Genomic DNA, 18,721 nt, shown 5'->3' on the forward strand with positions numbered 1-18,721 from the left:
GGCGCGGCACCGTCAGCGAGAACCCGCCTACCTCCCCGACCGCTTCGGTGACGCCGTCGAACAGGTCGGGCCGGTTGTCGACCAGCCATTGCGCCCCGTATTTACCGCCGTTTTCTTCGTCGGCAACGAAGGCGAACAGCAGGTCGCGCGGCGGTACGACGCCGGCCCGCCGGAACTGCCGGGCCGTCACGATCATCATGCCGACCATGTCCTTCATGTCGACCGCACCGCGGCCCCAGACGTAGCCGTCCTCGATTGCACCGGAGAACGGGTGCACGCTCCACTCGGCCGGCTCCGCGGGCACCACGTCAAGATGCCCGTGGATCAGCAGCGTGCCGCGGGAGCTATCGGCGCCCTCGAGGCGGGCAAACACATTGCCGCGTCCCGACGCGCCGGATTCGACGTATTCGACCTGGTAGCCGACCTCTTTCAGTTGAGCGGCAATCCACTGGGCACACTCGGCCTCCCCCTTGGTGGTTGCCAGATCACCGGTGTTGGTGGTGTCGAACCTAATCAGCCTGCTGACAACGTCCACCACGTCGTCGACGGGTGGTTCGGTTGGCACCGTCACAGTCACCTTTCCTACCATTGCCACCGGCGTGGCCGCGCGGCGTCTACCGTCGGCTTACCCGTTTGGGTGCTGGCAGGCCAATCCGATAGCCTTAGCTGCCAATTGATTGGCCTGGGTCCGAGTGGCGGAATGGCAGACGCGCTAGCTTGAGGTGCTAGTGCCCTACTAATGGGCGTGGGGGTTCAAGTCCCCCCTCGGACACTCGCAAACGCCGTCGCAATGCGACGTTCTCACGCTGCGAACTACCAAGTCCCACATCCTAGTTCGTAGCACCCGATGCGGGAGAACTGTGCGCAGGCCTGCCTTCAGTGAAAATGGGATGCGGGCGGTGGCCGCTATTCGTCGGAGCTGAAGTTGCGCCGCAGCGTCTCCCCGTTCGGCTTTCCGCCCAACGCGGCAGAGATCTGATCCCAGGACCAGTCGGCTGCGCGGGCCTCGCGCACGGCCAGCGCAATGGCCTTTTGCGCGATACGCCTGGCGTCGGTCGCGGCTTGGATCAACTCTTCAACTGGTGTCGCCATGCCATAAAATATGGCATATTTCATGGCATATTCCAAGGGGCGCGGCGGAGTGTCGCAGCGGCATCGGGTTTCCCGCCGCACCCGCGCGGGAAACCCAAGGCGGGAACGGCGCCCCGGACCGGCCGATCTCTTCCAAGCCCGCGCGACGCGGCGAAACCGGTCGTAAGCTGCGAATTAATAAATAGGACAGACGACGGCGAGTACGACGCATGAACCGACCCGGTGGCTTTCTGCGGCGAACATCCCGACGCACCTTCCGCGACCGTCGGGAAGCCGGCCGTGTGCTGGCCGAGGAGCTGGCGGCCTACCGCGACAAGGACGGCCTGCTGGTCCTCGGATTGGCCCGCGGAGGCGTTCCGGTGGGCTGGGAAGTCGCCGCTGCTCTGCATGCGGAGCTGGACGTGTTCCTGGTGCGCAAACTTGGCGTGCCGCACTGGTCGGAACTGGCGATGGGAGCGGTGGCCAGCGGCGGCGTCGTCGTCATGAACGACAATGTGGTGTGCAGCCTCCGCGTCAGCGACGAGCAGGTGCAAGCGGTCATTGATCGCGAAACGGCCGAACTCGACCGACGCGAGCACGCCTATCGCGGCGGACGACCGGTCGCCGACCCACTCGACAAGACCGTGATCTTGGTCGATGACGGGATTGCCACCGGCGCAAGCATGCTCGCGGGAGTGCGCGCGCTGCGGGCCGCCAACCCGGAAGCGATCGTCGTCGCGGTGCCGGTGGGGCCCCTGTCAGTGTGCCAGGAGCTGGCGCGGGAGGCCGACGACGTGGTGTGCGCAACTATGCCCAGCGACTTCGAGGCAGTGGGACAGGTTTTCGTCGACTTCCACCAGGTGAGCGACGACGAGGTCCGTGAACTGCTCGCCACCCCGACGTCGGCAGACTGAGCGTTTTAGCTGGTCCTAGTGAGTGTTGTGCTCGTCGCTGGCGCCATCGCCGTGGTCGTATTCACTGATCGCGTTGGTGTCAGCACCCGTAACCGCAGGCGCTGAGGATTCGTCGTCCTCGGGGTAGTCCGCGTAGGCCGGCCCGTCGTCTCGCGAGCGTGATTCAGCAGCTGCTCCGTCGAGCTCCTTATCGACCGCCACGGCGTCGCGCCGCTTACGTTCCTGCAGCGCATCAAAGATGAGCAGCACGACGCCCAGCACACTGGCGCCTATACATACCCAGGCGACCAACTCATTGCTGGTAATGACCGCGAACACCAATGCGGCGAGACCAATCACCGCTAACACCAGCGCAATAATCAGCATCGGTAAACCTCCAGCCGACGGGGCGACATTGCCAAGTCTGCAGGATACCGACCGCCGCTGTCGGTACCTTGGCCGAGTTAGTTATTGCCTCGATTGAACTGGTTAAACCCGGCTTCATTGCTGGCGCTGGAGTCGACCGGTGCCGCCGATCCGCGCTGGCCAAGCTCTTCGAGCTGAGATTCCAGGTAGGTCTTGAGCCTCGTGCGGTACTCGCGTTCGAACGTGCGCAGCTGTTCGAGGCGACCCTCGAGCACAGTTCGCTGCTGGTTGATCGTGCCCATGATCTCGGAGTGCTTGCGCTCGGCGTCGGCCTGCAATGCATCGGCCTTCTCCTGAGCCTGGCGCAGTTGGGTCTCGGAGCGGGTTTGCGCATCGGCCAGCATCGCGTCGGCGCGCTGTCGGGCCTCGGCGACCGTGGTTTCCGCCTCGCGACGTGCATCGCCGAGGATCTGGTCGGCGTTGGCCCGGGCGTCGGCCATCAGCTTGTCCGACTCAGCCTTGGCGGTGCCGGTCAGCCGGTCGGCGGTGTCCTGGGCCAGGCTGAGCACCCTGGCCGCCTTCATCGCCTGCTCCTCGCCGATCGAACCGGACGCAGGCTGGGGGGCGGGCTGCGGGGCGGGCTGCGGCGGGGGCTTGACGGGCTCGGGCTCGGGCTCATACAGCGGAATGGCTTGGGTCACTTGAGTACTGGTGGCGGCGCCGGCCTGGGCACTGGCCAGCTCCTGGTCCAGTTCGTTGACCCGCTGACGCAGGTCGGAGTTCTCCTCGATGAGGCGGGTCAGCTCGTTTTCCACCAAGTCGAGGAAGGCGTCGACCTCGTCTTCGTTGTAACCACGCTTGCCGATCGGCGGTTTGCTGAACGCCACATTGTGGACGTCGGCGGGTGTCAGCGGCATTCTTAGCCCCCTTGAGTGTGGACAGTCAAACCGACTAGGAAAGTGTAGGTCGGGATGAACGTTGTCGTAGCCATACTGCAACTGCCGCCCATCCTGTCACACCAGACCCGCCGGTTGCCGATTCGCCCGATAAATAAGACCGAATTTCAAAGATTAAGAGGCGACAAATCAACGCCTTAAGCGAACGAAATCCGGCCCCGCAAACCGTCCGGACCCATAGTGGCCACCCGCCGATGGCACGCCCGCGGATTCAGCCGCGGTAATCCAGCGCCATTGTCATGCCGATGAAGGCCAGCAGCAGCAGGACCATGATGGACAGGTCGAAACGAACCGCACCGACGGTGAGCTGCGGTATCAGCCGTCGCAGCAGCTTCACTGGCGGATCGGTGACCGACAAAATGATCTCGAGAATGACCACGGTGATGCCCCGCGGGTGCCAGTCCCGGCTGAACGATCGAATGAACTCGACGACGACCCGAGCGATCAGCAACAGCCAGAAGATGAACAGCGCAAAACCGATGATGTGCACGAACAGCGTCAACTAGAGCCCGACCTTAACGACGAAGAAGATGTGACTTTGATGACAGCCCCGGCTGCAGCCAGCGCGGCAACGTCAGCCTACCGACTCGAGCGGCGCGTCACATCCGCCCAGCAACGGGCCCGCGCGAGGTCCGAGCTACCGACGGCTACTGGTAGGCGTAAAAGCCGGTCTCGGCGATGCGCCGGCGCTCCTCGGGCGAGACGTCGACATCGGCGGGTGAGAGCAAGAACACTTTCGTCGCGACCTTGTCAAAGGAACCACGCAGCGCGAACGCCAGCCCCGCCGCAAAGTCGACTAGCCGTTTGGCGTCGGCGTTGTCCATCGAGACCAGGTCCATGATCACCGGGGTGCCATCGCGGAACCGCTCCCCGATGGTGCGGGCCTCGCTGTAGTCCTTGGGCCGCAGCGTGGTGATCTTCGAGAGTGGGCTGCTCTCATCGAAGAGCATCGCCATCCGGCGCGGATCCATCGCCAATGCCCCGCGGGTGGAACCCCGCAGCGACCCGAAGCGCGGCCGGGCCAGGTCGCCGCGGTCGTATTCATGAGCCCGGAATCGGGGTTCGTCGGCGTACCCGCCGCGATAGCTGCCCGGCGCATACTCACCGGGCTCACCACGTGGATCGTCGTAGTCGCGCCCCTCGTAGCGGCTGTATCCGTCCTCGGCGAACCGCTGCCGCGGGTAGCCGCCCCGGGTCGGGGCGTGGTCGTCGTAGTACTCGTCGTCGTAGTCCTCCATCGGAGCCATACCGAAGTAGGCCTTGACTTTGTGAAGTGTGCTCATCGCGTGACCCCTTCTAGGCTCTGGGAGTTGCGGTGCCTGTGATGAAGATGTGACTGGAGTGACTAATTAGGGTGACGTTAGCGGTCTTCGGCCCAATAACGCGGTACCGACACGCACACACGTCGAACCATGTTTGATCGCGCTTTCGAGGTCGTTTGACATCCCGGCCGACAGTCCCGTCGCATCCGGATGCGCTCGGCGCACCCGCTGGTGCTCCGACTGCAGAAGCTCGAATGCGACATCGGGATCCCATTCCAATGGCGGAATGCCCATCAGCCCAACCAACTCCAGCGATTCGGCAGCATCGACCTGCGCGCAGATTTCGTCGACGGCCCCGGGATCGGAGACGTCGACACCGCCGCGGGAAACGTCCCCGTCGAGGCTGATCTGGACGTAGACCCGCAGCCGACCCTCCCGGCGGCCCTCGCTCAATGCCGCCGCCACAGCGCGGTCGAGGGCCCGCACCACTCGGGTACTGCCGATCGAATGGGCGGTGTGCGCCCAGTCGGCCAGCGAGCGGGCCTTGTTGCGCTGGATCTGGCCCACCATGTGCCAGTGCAGGCGTGCCGGTGTGGGATTGCCGGTCGACGAGCCGCCTAGCAACCTTGCGACTTGACCCACCTTCGCCGCCGCCTCCTGCTCCCGGGATTCACCGAAGGCGGCGCATCCCAAACTCGACAAAATCGCTACGTCGGTTGCTGGAAAGAATTTGGTAATAGGCAGAAGTTGAATTTCCGCGAGTTTGCGGCCGGCGGTTTCGGCGGCCACCGCGAGCCGCGCTCGTAGCGCCGTCAAAGCGTCCGCCAATTCCGATTCCCGGTCCGGTCGGGATGAAAGTTTTACCGCCACTCGACAGTCCTGGCTCATTCGATCCAAACCACCGATGCCAGCCGCCCGGTCGGGGCGTCGCGGCGATGACTGAAAAGGCCGAGGTCGTCGACCGTGCACCGTGGATCGACGTCGATGGCGACGACGCCCAAAGCTTTGAGCTGACAAGCGACTCCGGCACGAAGGTCGAGTCCGGGGGTCCCGGTCGAAGTGGTGGTGCGACTGCCCGGCAACGCTGCCTCGACCTCGTCGGCCATCCCAGCAGGAACTTCGTAGTTGCGACCGCTGACCGCGGGCCCCAGCAGCGCCGAGATGTCCGGCGCATGCGCGCCAGCGGCCAGCATGGCCTCGACCGCCCGTGCCACTACGCCGTCGCGCGCCCCGACTCGACCGGCGTGCACCGCGGCCACGACCCCGGCCCGCGCGTCGCCCAGTAGCACCGGCACGCAGTCGGCGCTCACCACTGCCAAGGCCAGCCGCGGCGTGGTGGTCAACAATGCGTCCGTGTTCTCGATTGGGCTCGTGCGGGGCCCGTCGACCACCTCGACCCGATCGCCGTGAACCTGGTTCATCCACACCACCCGGTCGGTGCCCAGGCCGATGGCGGTGGCCAGCCGCTTTCGGTTAGCCGCCACCGCGACCGGGTCGTCGCCGACATGGTCACCAAGGTTGAAGGTGTCGAACGGCGGCGCCGAAACGCCGCCGGCGCGGGTAGTGGTCACACGCCGAATTCGAACGCTCACATACCCAGTATCCGGCTCGCGTAGCACCGACTCGCCCCGAAGCCATGCCGCACTCCTCCCACGCCGCTTTGCGGCGGGCCTCGTCGCGCGGCTAGCGCCGCATGAAAGGCGGCACGTCGACGTCGTCGTCCTCACCGCCGATGTTCAAGGTCGCGCCATTCGTATGCAACGGAACGCTGATCGCGTCCGCCGGTTCGAACAGGCTCGAGCTGATCTTGCCGGCCTTTCCGGACTCGAATTCATGCTTGTTACCCTCGCCGACCCCGCCGAAGACCGGCTTGCGGCCAGGTCCGTTCGCGTCGAAGCCCGCCGCGATGACGGTGACCCGCACTTCGTCGCCGAGCGAGTCGTCAATGACGGTGCCGAAAATGATGTTCGCGTCCTGGTGGGCGGCGTCCTGCACCAGCGAGGCAGCCTCGTTGATCTCGAACAAACCCAAGTCGCTGCCGCCGGCGATGGACATCAGCACACCCTGCGCACCCTCCATGGACGCTTCCAGCAGCGGCGAGTTGATCGCGATCTCGGCCGCCTTGAGCGCGCGGCCGTCACCGCGGGCCGAACCGATGCCCATCAACGCCGTGCCGGCACCGGACATGATGCCCTTGACATCGGCGAAGTCGACGTTGATCAGACCCGGCGTAGTGATCAGGTCGGTGATGCCCTGCACGCCGTTCAGCAGCACCTCGTCGGCGCTGCGGAAAGCATCCATCAGCGACACCGCGGCGTCGCCCATTTGCAGCAGCCGGTCGTTGGGGATCACGATCAGGGTGTCGCAGCTTTCCCGCAGCGCGGCAATGCCGGTTTCGGCCTGGTTGCCCCGCCGTTTGCCCTCGAACGAGAACGGCCGGGTGACGACGCCGACCGTCAGCGCGCCCAGCTTGCGGGCGATGCTGGCGACGACGGGCGCCCCGCCGGTGCCGGTGCCGCCTCCTTCGCCGGCGGTCACGAACACCATGTCAGCCCCGCGAAGCAGCTCTTCGATCTCGTCCTTGGCGTCGTCGGCGGCCCTGCGGCCGACCTCGGGATCGGCACCGGCGCCCAGCCCGCGGGTCGAGTCGCGCCCGACGTCGAGCTTGACGTCGGCGTCGCTCATCAACAGCGCCTGTGCGTCGGTGTTGATCGCGATGAACTCCACACCCTTGAGGCCCTGCTCGATCATCCGGTTGACGGCGTTGACGCCGCCGCCGCCGATCCCCACGACTTTGATGACGGCCAGGTAGTTGTGCGGCGGGGTCATCATTGTGTCTTCCTCCCTGGTGGGACTAGCCCTGGTGGCACCCGTTAGCTTGCTCCGAAACCCTCAACCTCAACCATAGGCTTAGAGTTATGTCAAGTAGTTTCGCGTAAACAGAACGGTAGGGCCCTCGCGCGCGCTATCGGCGCAGGCGCGCCGACGCGCGCCGGGCAAATTTCGCAGCGATCTTCGCTATTTGACGGTGGGCAGGTCCGGACTGGACACGTCGTAGATCCGGCCCGGCTGGGTCAACAGGGCCGCCAGCTTCTCGGCCTTCTCCTCGGTGCGCTCGTTGGTCCCCCAGATCACCGTGCGCCCATCGGTGAGCGTCAAGGTGATCGACGCGACCGACGGCGCCGCAATCCGGCCCACCTGTGCGACGATCTCGGGCCGCAGCGCCAACAACACCGCAAGCGCGCCTTTGGTCGCCGGGTCGGTCGGCCCGGGGTTGCCGACGTCGATGTAGGGCAACGCCGGTGGCGGCGGGGCGGTCGCGAAGTCGACGCCGTCGCGGTCGTACAGATGCGGACCGTCGGGAAACTCCTTGACCACTACCGGAACCCGCTCGACGATGGTGATCCGCAGCGCCGACGGGTATTGGCGTTGCACCCGTGCGCTCGCCACCCGGCGAATCGCCGCCACCCGGTCGGCGACCTGGTCGGTGTTGATCTGCAGCAACGGCGTGCCGAGCCGGACCTGCGCGGCGTCGAGCACCTGGTCGCGAGTCACCGCTCCGATCCCGGTGACGATGACGCTGCGTGCGGACATCGCCGGCGTGAAGTACAGGACCAGCCCGAGGGCAACGGTGAGCACGGTCAGCCCGATCGTCGCCAGCGCCAGCTTCAAGCCCCGGACCGCCCCGCGCGGAACGGCTTTGGCCGTGACCGCGGCCCGACCGCCGGCCAGGCGTTTGGCCTCCCGGCGGGCCTGCTCGATCGCCATCGCGCGCTCCTGCGCCGCGCGGCGCTCGGCGCGTTCGCGCCTCGCCCGCCGACGGGGCCCCTCGAAAACGTCTTGCCGCTCCGGTGCGGTGCCCTCAGCGCCGCCCGCGTCGTCGTCGACCCCAGGGGCGGCAGGTATCGGTTCGGTGGCAGTTATTTCCGCCAACGGGTCCCCCACGGTGTCGCCGACCGCCTCCGGCGCCCCGCCGTCCTGCTCGGTCACTACAACACCCCCGGACGGCCCGGCGTGCTGCGGTTGTCGCGCACTCGCAACGCGGTCACGATCTCGGGCCCGAGCATGGTGACGTCGCCCGCGCCCATGGTGACGACGACATCACCCGGGCCGGCCACCTCGGCCACCGCTTCGGCGACCGAGGAGAAATCCGGCAGATACTGCACCGGCACGCTGACGTGCTCCGCGACACTCACCCCACTCACACCGGGAAGGGGATGTTCGCGTGCGCCGTAGACATCGAGCACGAAAACCTGGTCGGCGCCGTCTAGCGCGTGACCGAATTCGGCGGCGAAAGCCTTTGTCCGGGAATACAAATGCGGCTGAAAAACCACCAGTGACCGCCCGGCGCCGCTCTGTTCCAGCAGCGTCCGAACCGCTTCCAGCGTGGCGCTGATCTCGGTCGGGTGGTGGGCATAGTCGTCGAACACGCGCACCGACGCCGCGGTGCCGATCAACTCGAAGCGGCGACGCACCCCTTCGAAACCGGCCAGTCCGTCGAGCACACACTCGGCGGGCGCGCCGATCTCGATCGCGGCCAGCAGCGCGCCCAACGCATTGAGCGCCATGTGCCGGCCTGGCACCGACAGCCGCATCACCCACGGATGGATTTCGCCGTCCAGCTTGACGTGCGCGACCGCCCCGATCCCCTGCTGTTCCCAAGACAACAGCGTTGCGGCTAGCTCCTGCGCCGGGCCGTCGGGCGATCCATAGCGCAGCACCCGGATCCCCAGCGCCGCAGTGCGTTCCGCCAGGGCGGCCGCTCCCGGGTCGTCCGTACAGATCACGAGTGCTCCGCCGGGGGCAATTCGCTCCGCGAACGAGTCGAACACCGCCGTATAGGCGTCAAGACTGCCGAAGAAGTCCAGATGATCGGATTCGATATTGGTGACCACAGCGACATCGGGGGTGTACTCCAGCAGTGAGCCGTCACTCTCGTCGGCCTCGGCGACGAAGCAGTCGCCACTGCCGTGGTGAGCATTGGTGCCGGCCTCGCCCAGCTCGCCGCCAACCGCGAAGGACGGGTCACGGCCGCAATGCTGCAGGGCAACAATGAGCATCGAGGTGGTCGTCGTCTTGCCGTGCGTGCCCGTCACCATCAACGTGGTGCGCCCGGCCATCAGCTTGGCGAGCACCACCGGGCGCAGCACCACCGGGATGCCGCGTCGCCGGGCCTCGACGAGTTCGGGGTTGGTCTTCGGGATCGCGGCGTGGGTGGTGATGACGGCGGTCGCCCCGCCGGGCAGTAGGTCCAGCGACGACGCGTCGTGGCCGATCCGGATCAGGGCGCCGCGGGCGCGCAGCGCGCGCACACCGCGCGACTCCTTGGCGTCTGACCCCGACACCAGTCCGCCCCGGTCCAGCAGGATGCGGGCGATTCCCGACATGCCCGCTCCCCCGATACCGACCATGTGGACGCGCTGCAGCTCGGGGGGCAGCGGGGGCGTCACCGTCGACCTCCTCCGCCGGGGCGCTCGTCACGCATTTGGCCCGCCTGCTTCGCCAAGTCCAGCGCACTGTGGCGTTTCTTCGCGCGCTTCCCGTCTCGCGCTGCGCGCGCGACGTCCAGCGCGACGCGCGCGACCCGCTGCGCCGCATCCGGGTGACCGACCAGCGCGGCGGCCTTCGTCATCGCCGCCAGCCGCGGTGCATCGTTGAGCAGCCCGGCGACTTGATCGGCCACGAAGCCCGGCGACAGATCGACGTCGGCGACAAGCAGCCCGCCGCCGGCATTGACCACCGGTAGCGCGTTGAGCCGCTGTTCGCCGTTGCCGATCGGCAGCGGCACGTAGACCGCGGGCAGGCCGACGGCGGTCACTTCGGCGACTGTCATCGCGCCCGACCGACAGATCGCCACATCGGCGGCGGCATAAGCCAGGTCCATCCGGTTCAGGTAGGGCACTGCAACATACGGCGGGTCGCCGGGCCCGGGAGTGGGTAGCTCGATGGTGTTCTTGGCGCCGTGGGCGTGCAGCACGGCTACCCCCGCGGCCGCCAGGCCACCGGCGGCCGCGGCGACCGCGCGGTTGATCGAGGCGGCTCCCTGCGAGCCGCCGAACACCAACAACACCCGCGCGTCCTCGGCGAAGCCGAAGTGCGCGCGGGCCTCTGCCCGCAGTGCCGCACGGTCGAGCGACGTAATCGACGCCCGGACCGGCACGCCGACCACTTCGGCGTGCGGCAGACCCGGGTCCGGAACCGCCGATAGCACCCGCTTGGCGCTGCGGGCGCCGACGCGGTTGGCCAGCCCGGCGCTGGCGTTGGCTTCGTGGATCACCACCGGCACGCGCCGCCCCCGCCGGGCGGCGCCGCGGGCGGCCAGATACGCGGGCAGCGACACGTATCCGCCAAATCCGATCACCACGTCGGCGTCGACCTTGTCCAGCACAGCACGGGTCTGCCGGACGGCACGGAATACCCGTAGCGGCAGCCGGGCCAGGTCACCGGTGGGCTTTCGGGGCAACGGCACCGGGGTGATCAGCTCAAGCGAATAGCCGCGTTCGGGCACCAGCCTGGTTTCCAGACCGCGCGGGGTGCCCAATGCGGTGATGCGGACGTGCGGATCCAGGGCGACCAAGGCGTCGGCGACAGCCATCGCGGGTTCGACGTGGCCCGCTGTTCCGCCGCCGGCAAGCACCACCGACAACGAGGAGTCCCCGGTTGGCTCTTTGACCGAGTCGTTCACCCGTAGCGCTGACCTTCCAGTGCGCGACGACCGGCGTGTGCACGACGCTGGCCGGTGTACCGCTGTGCGTCTCCATGATGCCCTGCTCGCGAACTCCGTCGCTCCACCACGGGTGGTCTCGCCGGCCGCTTGGCATGGGCGGCGGGTGCCTTGCGCTCCGGCTTGGCCGGCTGCGACCGGCTGCGCAGCCGGTCGCGCAGCGCTTCGACCCGAGTCGGCGCGTAGGGCTCCGGCAACGGCAACCGCAGCAGCCGGTTCATCCGGTCGTCACGCCCGGCTCGCAGCGCGGCGACGGCCTCGGGTTCGTGGCGAGCCGCGTTCGCCATCATGCCGATCATCAAAAGTGTTGTGGCCGATGATGTTCCACCGGCGGAGATGAGTGGCAGCTGGATACCGGTGACCGGCAGCAGGCCGATCACATAGCCGACGTTGATGAACGACTGGCCGATCACCCACATCGTGGTGGTCGCGGTCAACAGCCTCAGGAACGGGTCGGCAGAACGCCGCGCAATGCGCATACCGGTGTAGGCGAACAGCCCGAACAGCGCCAGCAGGCCCAGGGCACCGACCAGGCCGAGTTCCTCACCGATGATCGCGAAGATGAAGTCGTTGTGGGCGTTGGGCAAGTAGTTCCATTTGGCCGTGCCCTGGCCCAGACCGTCGCCGAAGATACCGCCATTGGCCAGCGCGAACTTCGCTTGCCTGGCCTGATAACCCGAGTCCTGCGGGTCCTGGCCGGGGTTGAGCCACGACCGGACGCGGTCGGACCGGTAGCCCGCGGACACTGCCAGGATGGCCGCCGCGACGATCGCGGCGGCCAGCGAACTCAGGAACACCCGCAGCGGCAGGCCGGCGTACCAGAACAAACCCAGCAGGATGATGCCCATCGACACCGTCTGACCCAGGTCTGGCTGCGCGACGATAAGGGCCAGCGCAATCACCGCCGCCGGCACCAGCGGGACCAGCATCTCCCGCAGCGAGGCCCGCTCCATGCGCCTGGCGGCCAGCAGATGAGCACCCCAGATCGCTAAGGCGATCTTGGTCAGCTCGGAGGGCTGCATCGAGAAGCCTGCGACCACGAACCACCCGCGGGAGCCGTTGGCCTCCTTACCGATTCCCGGGATCAGCACGAGCACCAGCATCACGAGGGTCAGCGCGAAACCGGAAAACGCCATGCGCCGCATGAACCGCACCGGCAAGCGCAGCGCCAGGTAGCACGCGACCAGCCCGATGATGGTCCACAGCACCTGGCGGCCGAAGATGACCCACGCCGATCCGTCGTCGTCGTAGGAACGGACCCCGGACGCGGAGAGCACCATGGTCAGACCCAGCGTGGTCAACAGTGCCGCCACGGCGATGATCAGGTGAAACGACGTCATCGGCCGGCCCAGCCAGGCACCGAACCGGGTGCGCGGACCGGCCGCGACCGCCGGTTTGGTCACCGCCGCGCTCTCGCCGACCTCCGCCGCGCTGGTCTGCTCCGCCGCGCCGGGCGTGCTCTCCGCCGGCTGCCCGCCCTTGGCTCCCCGGTGTAGCAACCGGGCCAACATGTTGTTCACGCGAGTTACCCGGACGTGGCACGCACGGCGGCCGCGAACGCATCGCCACGGTCGGCGTAGCCACTGAACTGGTCAAATGAGGCCCCAGCCGGTGCTAAGAGCACGGTGTCGCCGGGGCGGGCCAGGTCTCGGGCGGCGGCGACGGCAGCGTTCATCACGCGAGTGCCGACAGTCTCGTCCGACAAAGGAACCACTTTTGCCACATACGTAACAGGAGACTCAGCAGTCGCATGCATAACAGCATCCTCGCCTGTCACAACCTGTACGACGGGGACATCCGGCGCGTGTCGTGATAACGCCTCGGCAACCTCTGCCCGATCACGGCCGATCAGCACCGCTCCGACCAGCCGCGGAGCGATCCTGGCCACCGTCTCTTGCACCGATGCGCCCTTGAGCAGACCCCCGGCTATCCACACCACCCGCGGGTAGGCCAGCACAGACGCTTCGGCAGCGTGCGGATTGGTGGCTTTGGAATCGTCGACGTAGCTGATCTGGTCGACGACGGCTACCAGCTCGGCGCGGTGCCGGCCCACCCGGAACGTTGCCAGCCCGTCCGCGACCGCCTCCGCGGGCACCCCGACGCTGCGCGCCAGAGCGGCCGCCGCCAATGCGTCAAGCACCCCCACCGGCCCGGGAACCGGGATCGACGAGACCGCAGCCAGCGCTGAGCCCTCGGGAACGGCATCGGAGCTGGCTGAGGAACCGGCTTCAGAAAAAGCCCTGTCGACGAGCATGCCGTCGCGCACCCCGAGTTCCCCGACGGCGGGCTGGCCGAGCCGAAAGCCGACGCGCACCGGCGCGTCGGTAGCCGACAGCAGCGCCGCGGCGCGCGGGTCGTCCAGCCCGACCACCGCAACCCGGCCGGTCAGTACCCGCGCCTTCGCGGCGGTGTAGTCGGCGAGGTCGGAATGCCAGTCGAGATGGTCTTCGGCGATATTGAGCACCACGCCGGCCTCGGGTCGCACCGACGGCGCCCAGTGCAGCTGGAAGCTGGACAGCTCGACGGCCAGCAGCTCGGCGGGCTCGCGCAGCGCATCCAGCACCGGGCTACCGATGTTGCCGCACAGGCTGCTGCGCAGGTCTGCGGCCGTGAGCATGGCATGCAGCATGGACGTGGTCGTCGTCTTGCCATTGGTGCCGGTGACCGCGAGCCAGCGGCGCGGAGGCCCGTAGTAACCGGCCGCGTCGAGCCGCCAGGCCAGCTCGACGTCACCCCAAACGGGTACACCGGCTGACTCGGCCGCAGCCGGCACGGGCGCGGTCGGCGGGAAACCGGGACTGGTCACGACCAGGGCGTAATCGTTGATGCGCTGCGCGGCGATCGACGAACTCGTCGTCGCCGTCCCGGCATCGGTGAACCGTTGGCGGGTCGCCGGATCGTCGTCGCAGAGCGTTGCCGTCACACCCAGCGGCGCCAGCGCGGCCAGCACCGAGTGCCCGGTCACACCGCCGCCGGCGACCAGCACCGGCGTGCCGGGCCTCAGGTCGGATAGCAAACCGCGCTCGGTGTCGCGGCCGGCGCGGCTCATTGGCGCCGCTCCTCCTCATCGCTGCGCTCTGCATCGTCGCCGGCGCGGCTCATTGGCGCCGCTCCTCCTCATCGCTGCGCTCTGCATCGTCGCCGGCGCGACTCATCTCAACGGCCGCCGGTGGCCGCTAGCCACTCGCTGTAGAACAGCGCCACCCCCAGGCCGCAGCTGATCGCGGTGAGCAGCCAGAACCGGATGATCACCGTGGTTTCAGCCCAGCCGACCAGCTCGAAATGGTGATGGAACGGCGCCATCCGAAACACCCGGCGACCGGTGGTGCGGAAGGCCAGGATCTGCACCACCACCGAGGTGATCTCGGCGACGAACAACGAGCCGAGCACCACCGCCAGGACTTCGGTGCGGCTGGTCACCGATATCCCGGCGATGATGCCCCCGAGGGCCAGCGACCCGGTGTCCCCCATGAAGATCTTGGCCGGCGCCGCGTTCCACCACAGAAAGCCGATGCAGGCGCCGGCCGTCGCGGCCGCGATGATCGCCAGGTCCAGCGGATCGCGCACGTTGTAGCAACCCGGCCCGGGCATCGTTGCACAGGCGTTGCGGTACTGCCAGAAGGTGATCAGCACGTAGGCGGCGGTGACCATGGCCATGCTGCCGGCAGCCAGCCCGTCCAGGCCGTCGGTGAAGTTGACCGCGTTGGACCAAGCGCTGACGACAACCACGCAGAACAACACGAAGAGCGCGGGAGCCAGTGTGACGGTGGCGATTTCGCGTACATAGGACAGTTCGGAGGTTCCCGGTGTCAGCCCGGCGTCGTTGCGGAACTGCAATACCAGCACACCCACGAGCACCGCGGCGGTGATCTGACCAACGGTCTTGGCCGTCTTGTTGAGTCCCAGGTTGCGTGAGCGCCGGATCTTGATCAGGTCGTCGACGAATCCGACCGCGCCCAGCGTGGTGGCCAAAAACAGCACCAGCAGACCAGACGCCGACGGCCCTTCGCCGTTGAAGGCCAGACCGGCCAGATGGGTGCCCAGGTAGCCCGCCCAGATGCCGGCCAGGATCGCCACCCCGCCCATCGACGGCGTTCCGCGCTTTGTCTTGTGGCTCGGCGGGCCGTCTTCGCGAATCTCGTGACCGAAGCCCTGCCGGGTGAACAGCCGGATGAGCACCGGGGTCAACACGATGGACACCGTCAGCGCAATGGCGACGGCGATGAGGATATCGATCATCGGGGACTGCCCCGGCCCTGATCAGCTATGCCGGTGTCGTCGACCAGCGCGTCCGCTAGCGCCCCCAGCCCCGCGGCGTTGGAAGCCTTGACCAGCACCACGTCCCCGGGCTGCAGTTCGGCCCGCAGCAGAGCCAGGGCGGCGTCGGCGTCGGCGACGATGGTGGCGTCCCTTTCACCTTCTGAGCCCCACGAGCCTTCCATGACCGCGCCGTGGTGCATGGCGCTCATAGACCTCCCCATTCCGACGACAACGAGTCGAGACACATCTAATCGCACCGCCAGCCTGCCGATGCGGTCATGTTCGGATATCGCGTCGTCGCCGAGTTCGCCCATCTCGCCCAACACTGCCCAGCTGCGGCGGTTGCCGGCCCCGCCGCCGCCGCGGGCAATCCAGGCAAGTGCCTGCAACCCGGCCTGCATCGAATCGGGGTTGGCGTTGTAGGCGTCGTCGATCACGGTGACGCCGTCGGCGCGGGTGCTCACCCGCATCCGGTGTTGCGACACCGGGCCGGCGCCGGCCAGCGCCTTTGCTACCTGCTCGGTAGTGGCGCCGCATTCCAGCGCCACCGCCGTCGCGCACAGCGCGTTACTCACCTGATGGTCGCCGTGGACGGCCAGCCGGATGTCTCTCGCGCCGTCGGCCGAGTGCAAGGTGAACTGCGGCCTGGCCAGCTCGTCGAGTGTGACCGGCCCGGCCCACACGTCAGCGGGGCCGGCATCGGTCCGGCTGTGCCGGCTCACCCGTACCACCCGGGCCGCTGTCACGTCGGCCATCGCTGCCACCGCCGGGTCATCGACGTTGAGGACGACCACCCCGGATCGCGGAACAGACTGCGGCAGTTCAGATTTGGTCTGCGCGATGGCCTCGCGCGAGCCGAACTCGCCCAGATGCGCGGTACCGACATTGAGCACCACACCGATGGCCGGCGGCGCGATTGCGGCCAGCTCGGCGATGTTGCCGGGATGGCGCGCCGAGAGCTCGAGAATCAAGTAGTCGGTGCTGCCGGTGGCACGCAGGACCGTCCACGGATGGCCCAGCTCGTTGTTAAACGACCCGGGCGGCGCCACCACCTCGCCGAGCGGCTCGAGCACCGCGGCCAGCAGGTCTTTTGTCGACGTCTTGCCCGACGAGCCGGTAATGCCGACGATCGTCAGCCCGCCGGCTACCAGCTCGGCGGCCACCGCCGCGGCCAGTTTGGCCAGCGCAGCCAGCACCGCCGCGCCCGACCCGTCCTTGTCGTGCTCGAGAACACCGGCCAGCCCGCCCTGGCCATGCTGTATTGCGGGCGGGGCGACGGGGCTAACAATGACCGCGGGCACCCCGACCGGCCGGGCGGCCAATACCGCGACCGCTCCGGCTGCCACCGCCGACGCGGCGTGGTCGTGGCCGTCGGAACGGGCCCCCGGCAGCGCCAAGAACAACCCGCCGGGCGTGACCTTGCGGGAGTCGAATTCGACGGTCCCGGTGACGTGCAGATCCGCGGCGGCCTGCGCTGAGATGTCGGCCAGCTCGCCACCGACAATGTCGGCGATCTGCGCAACGGTGAGACGAATCATCAGCGCCGCTCTCCCCCACAAGCGGGCGGGGGCCGCCCCACTGCATCGTCGCCGGCGGTCACGGGCGCCGTGCCTCGAGGGCGGCTGCGAGCTCGACCCGGTCGTCGAACGGGTAGGTCTGCCCGGCACGGGTCTGACCGGTTTCGTGGCCTTTGCCGGTGATCAACACCACGTCGCCGGGGCCCGCCCAGGCGACGGCGTGGTCGATCGCCGCGCGCCGGTCGCCGATCTCGATCACCTCGGCGGCTGCACCGGCTTCGCGTGCGCCGGCAAGGATCTCGCGGCGAATTGTCGCCGGATCCTCACTCCGAGGGTTGTCGTCGGTCACGATCACCAGGTCGGCCAGCTCGGCGGCGATCCGGCCCATCGGCGCACGCTTACCCGGGTCGCGATCGCCACCGGCGCCGAACACCACGGCCAGTCGACTCTCCGGGCGCCGCAGCGATTGCAGCACCGCACCCAACGCGCCTGGCTTATGCGCGTAGTCGACCAGCGCGAGAAAGCCTTGGCCGCGGTCGATCTGCTCGAGCCGTCCGGGGACGCTCGTGTGCCGCAACCCGGTCGATGCCTGCTCCGGGGAAACTCCGAGTGCGTCAATAATCGCCAGTGCCACAAGGCAATTGGCGATGTTGTAGTCACCCGGCAGCGGGATGCCAATCCGGTGGTGCACGCCGGCCGGGTCGACTGCGGTGAACTTTTGCTCGCCGGCGTCGGCCGTCACGTCTTCGGCGCGCCAGTCCGCGGGCCGGCCCTGTGCGCTGACGGTGATCGCACCGTCGGCGCGATCGGCCATCACGCGACCGGCGTCGTCGTCGACGCACACCACCGCACGATCTGCGCGCAGCGGAGATGTGGGCTCAAACAGCCGTGCTTTGGCCTCGAAGTAGTCCTCCATGGTCGGGTGGAAGTCGAGGTGATCGCGGGAGAGGTTGGTGAAACCCCCCACCGCGAAGTGGACGCCGTCGACGCGCCCGAGCGTCAGCGCGTGACTGGACACCTCCATCACCACAGTGTCGACCCCGCGCTCGGCCATCACCGCCAGCTCGGCCTGCAATGCGGGCGCTTCGGGCGTGGTCAGCGCACTCGGCACGTCGACCCCGTCGATACGCAAACCAATCGTGCCAATCAGTCCCACCGTGCGCCCAGCCGCCCGCAGACCCGCCTCGATCAGATACGTCGTAGTCGTCTTGCCCGACGTCCCGGTGACGCCGACGACGGCGAGGCGCTCTGACGGGCGGTCGTACACGGTGGCTGCGAGTTCGCCGAGCACGCTACGGGGTTCGGGATGAACCAGGACAGGCAGCGGTGCGAACCCCTGGGCTTGGTCGGCGATTTCGGCGACGCCGGCGGCGTCGGTGAGTACCGCGACGGCCCCGCGTTCGATGGCGTCACCGAGATGGCGGACGCCATGGGTGGACGCACCAGAAAGTGCGGCGAACAGATCACCCGACCGCACATCCTGGGCTCGCAGCGTCACACCGGTGATACGCAGATCGGGGATCACCGAAGCATGTGAGCCCTCGGCGGGCACGGCGCCTACCTGCGCCGCCAACGTCGACAACGGCACACCTGAGCCGACGCTGGGGCGCAGCGCAGTGGGCACCGATACCACCTTCCTGCCGCCGATTATTGAGGCCGTTGCACCGTCTTA

General features: G+C 67.8%; 17 protein-coding genes, 1 tRNA gene and 2 pseudogenes. 2 read left to right on the forward strand and 18 right to left on the reverse strand.

The annotated features are described in order from the left end of the window. Positions 1-589: M20/M25/M40 family metallo-hydrolase (locus tag VNW74_RS03895; RefSeq protein ID WP_325675291.1), on the reverse strand; the 589-nt coding region annotated here is incomplete at its 3' end. A gap of 97 nt (positions 590-686) precedes the next feature. On the opposite strand from VNW74_RS03895, the gene VNW74_RS03900 reads away from it, so the two are divergent. Beyond that, positions 687-772 (forward strand) — tRNA-Leu (locus VNW74_RS03900). 134 nt (positions 773-906) lie between these two features. Here the strand turns inward: VNW74_RS03900 and VNW74_RS03905 are convergent. Then, on the reverse strand, positions 907-1,092 hold the full coding sequence (locus VNW74_RS03905; RefSeq protein ID WP_325675292.1) for a hypothetical protein: 186 nt from the start codon (positions 1,090-1,092) through the stop codon (positions 907-909). 200 nt (positions 1,093-1,292) lie between these two features. On the opposite strand from VNW74_RS03905, the pseudogene VNW74_RS03910 reads away from it, so the two are divergent. Continuing rightward, positions 1,293-1,985: pseudogene (locus tag VNW74_RS03910) on the forward strand (phosphoribosyltransferase); the annotation flags it as partial. A 15-nt stretch (positions 1,986-2,000) separates the two neighbouring features. Here the strand turns inward: VNW74_RS03910 and VNW74_RS03915 are convergent. From VNW74_RS03915 to VNW74_RS03985, 16 genes and pseudogenes are all read right to left on the reverse strand, one after another. After that, positions 2,001-2,351 carry a hypothetical protein gene (locus VNW74_RS03915; protein ID WP_325675293.1) on the reverse strand — a complete coding sequence of 117 codons (351 nt, stop codon included), beginning with the start codon at positions 2,349-2,351 and terminating at the stop codon, positions 2,001-2,003. 77 nt (positions 2,352-2,428) lie between these two features. Next, positions 2,429-3,247, reverse strand: a complete 819-nt coding sequence (locus tag VNW74_RS03920; RefSeq protein ID WP_325675294.1) for a DivIVA domain-containing protein — start codon at positions 3,245-3,247, stop codon at positions 2,429-2,431. Positions 3,248-3,497: 250 nt separating this feature from the next. Then, positions 3,498-3,788, reverse strand: coding sequence for a YggT family protein (locus tag VNW74_RS03925; RefSeq protein WP_325675295.1), 291 nt, complete (start codon positions 3,786-3,788; stop codon positions 3,498-3,500). Positions 3,789-3,933: 145 nt separating this feature from the next. Beyond that, positions 3,934-4,569 (reverse strand): cell division protein SepF, encoded by a 636-nt coding sequence (locus VNW74_RS03930; protein WP_325675296.1) that lies wholly within the window; start codon positions 4,567-4,569, stop codon positions 3,934-3,936. Between the two features lie 66 nt (positions 4,570-4,635). After that, positions 4,636-5,436, reverse strand: a complete 801-nt coding sequence (locus VNW74_RS03935; protein WP_325675297.1) for a YggS family pyridoxal phosphate enzyme — start codon at positions 5,434-5,436, stop codon at positions 4,636-4,638. Beyond that, positions 5,433-6,140, reverse strand: coding sequence for a peptidoglycan editing factor PgeF (gene pgeF, locus VNW74_RS03940; RefSeq protein WP_325675298.1), 708 nt, complete (start codon positions 6,138-6,140; stop codon positions 5,433-5,435). Before pgeF ends, VNW74_RS03935 begins: the two co-directional genes overlap by 4 nt. Before the next feature lie 91 nt (positions 6,141-6,231). Continuing rightward, a complete protein-coding gene (ftsZ, locus tag VNW74_RS03945; RefSeq protein ID WP_325675325.1) occupies positions 6,232-7,377 on the reverse strand; it encodes a cell division protein FtsZ in 1,146 nt (381 codons plus the stop codon). A gap of 189 nt (positions 7,378-7,566) precedes the next feature. Continuing rightward, complete coding sequence (locus VNW74_RS03950; protein WP_325675299.1) at positions 7,567-8,538, reverse strand: cell division protein FtsQ/DivIB; 972 nt, start codon at positions 8,536-8,538, stop codon at positions 7,567-7,569. Next, the gene (murC, locus tag VNW74_RS03955; protein WP_325675326.1) at positions 8,538-9,959 is read right to left on the reverse strand and encodes a UDP-N-acetylmuramate--L-alanine ligase; all 1,422 of its coding nucleotides are present in this window, start codon (positions 9,957-9,959) and stop codon (positions 8,538-8,540) included. The genes VNW74_RS03950 and murC overlap by 1 nt, the downstream gene beginning before the upstream one ends. Before the next feature lie 35 nt (positions 9,960-9,994). Then, positions 9,995-11,233: an undecaprenyldiphospho-muramoylpentapeptide beta-N-acetylglucosaminyltransferase gene (murG, locus tag VNW74_RS03960; RefSeq protein WP_325675300.1), complete on the reverse strand. Its 1,239-nt coding sequence runs from the start codon at positions 11,231-11,233 to the stop codon at positions 9,995-9,997. Continuing rightward, complete coding sequence (gene ftsW / locus VNW74_RS03965) at positions 11,230-12,792, reverse strand: putative lipid II flippase FtsW (RefSeq protein ID WP_414686590.1); 1,563 nt, start codon at positions 12,790-12,792, stop codon at positions 11,230-11,232. The genes murG and ftsW overlap by 4 nt, the downstream gene beginning before the upstream one ends. A gap of 5 nt (positions 12,793-12,797) precedes the next feature. Continuing rightward, positions 12,798-14,288 (reverse strand): UDP-N-acetylmuramoyl-L-alanine--D-glutamate ligase, encoded by a 1,491-nt coding sequence (gene murD / locus VNW74_RS03970; RefSeq protein ID WP_325675328.1) that lies wholly within the window; start codon positions 14,286-14,288, stop codon positions 12,798-12,800. A gap of 46 nt (positions 14,289-14,334) precedes the next feature. Further along, positions 14,335-14,408 (reverse strand): annotated as a pseudogene (locus VNW74_RS31835) (hypothetical protein); the annotation flags it as partial. A gap of 20 nt (positions 14,409-14,428) precedes the next feature. After that, positions 14,429-15,511 (reverse strand): phospho-N-acetylmuramoyl-pentapeptide-transferase, encoded by a 1,083-nt coding sequence (gene mraY / locus VNW74_RS03975; protein ID WP_325675301.1) that lies wholly within the window; start codon positions 15,509-15,511, stop codon positions 14,429-14,431. Further along, positions 15,508-17,070: a UDP-N-acetylmuramoyl-tripeptide--D-alanyl-D-alanine ligase gene (locus tag VNW74_RS03980; protein ID WP_325675302.1), complete on the reverse strand. Its 1,563-nt coding sequence runs from the start codon at positions 17,068-17,070 to the stop codon at positions 15,508-15,510. The genes mraY and VNW74_RS03980 overlap by 4 nt, the downstream gene beginning before the upstream one ends. Before the next feature lie 58 nt (positions 17,071-17,128). Then, complete coding sequence (locus VNW74_RS03985; RefSeq protein WP_325675329.1) at positions 17,129-18,700, reverse strand: UDP-N-acetylmuramoyl-L-alanyl-D-glutamate--2,6-diaminopimelate ligase; 1,572 nt, start codon at positions 18,698-18,700, stop codon at positions 17,129-17,131. Positions 18,701-18,721 lie beyond the last annotated feature (21 nt).

Origin of the sequence: Mycobacterium sp., assembly GCF_035570115.1 — a bacterium.
In the GTDB taxonomy this organism is placed as follows: Bacteria; Actinomycetota; Actinomycetes; order Mycobacteriales; family Mycobacteriaceae; genus Mycobacterium.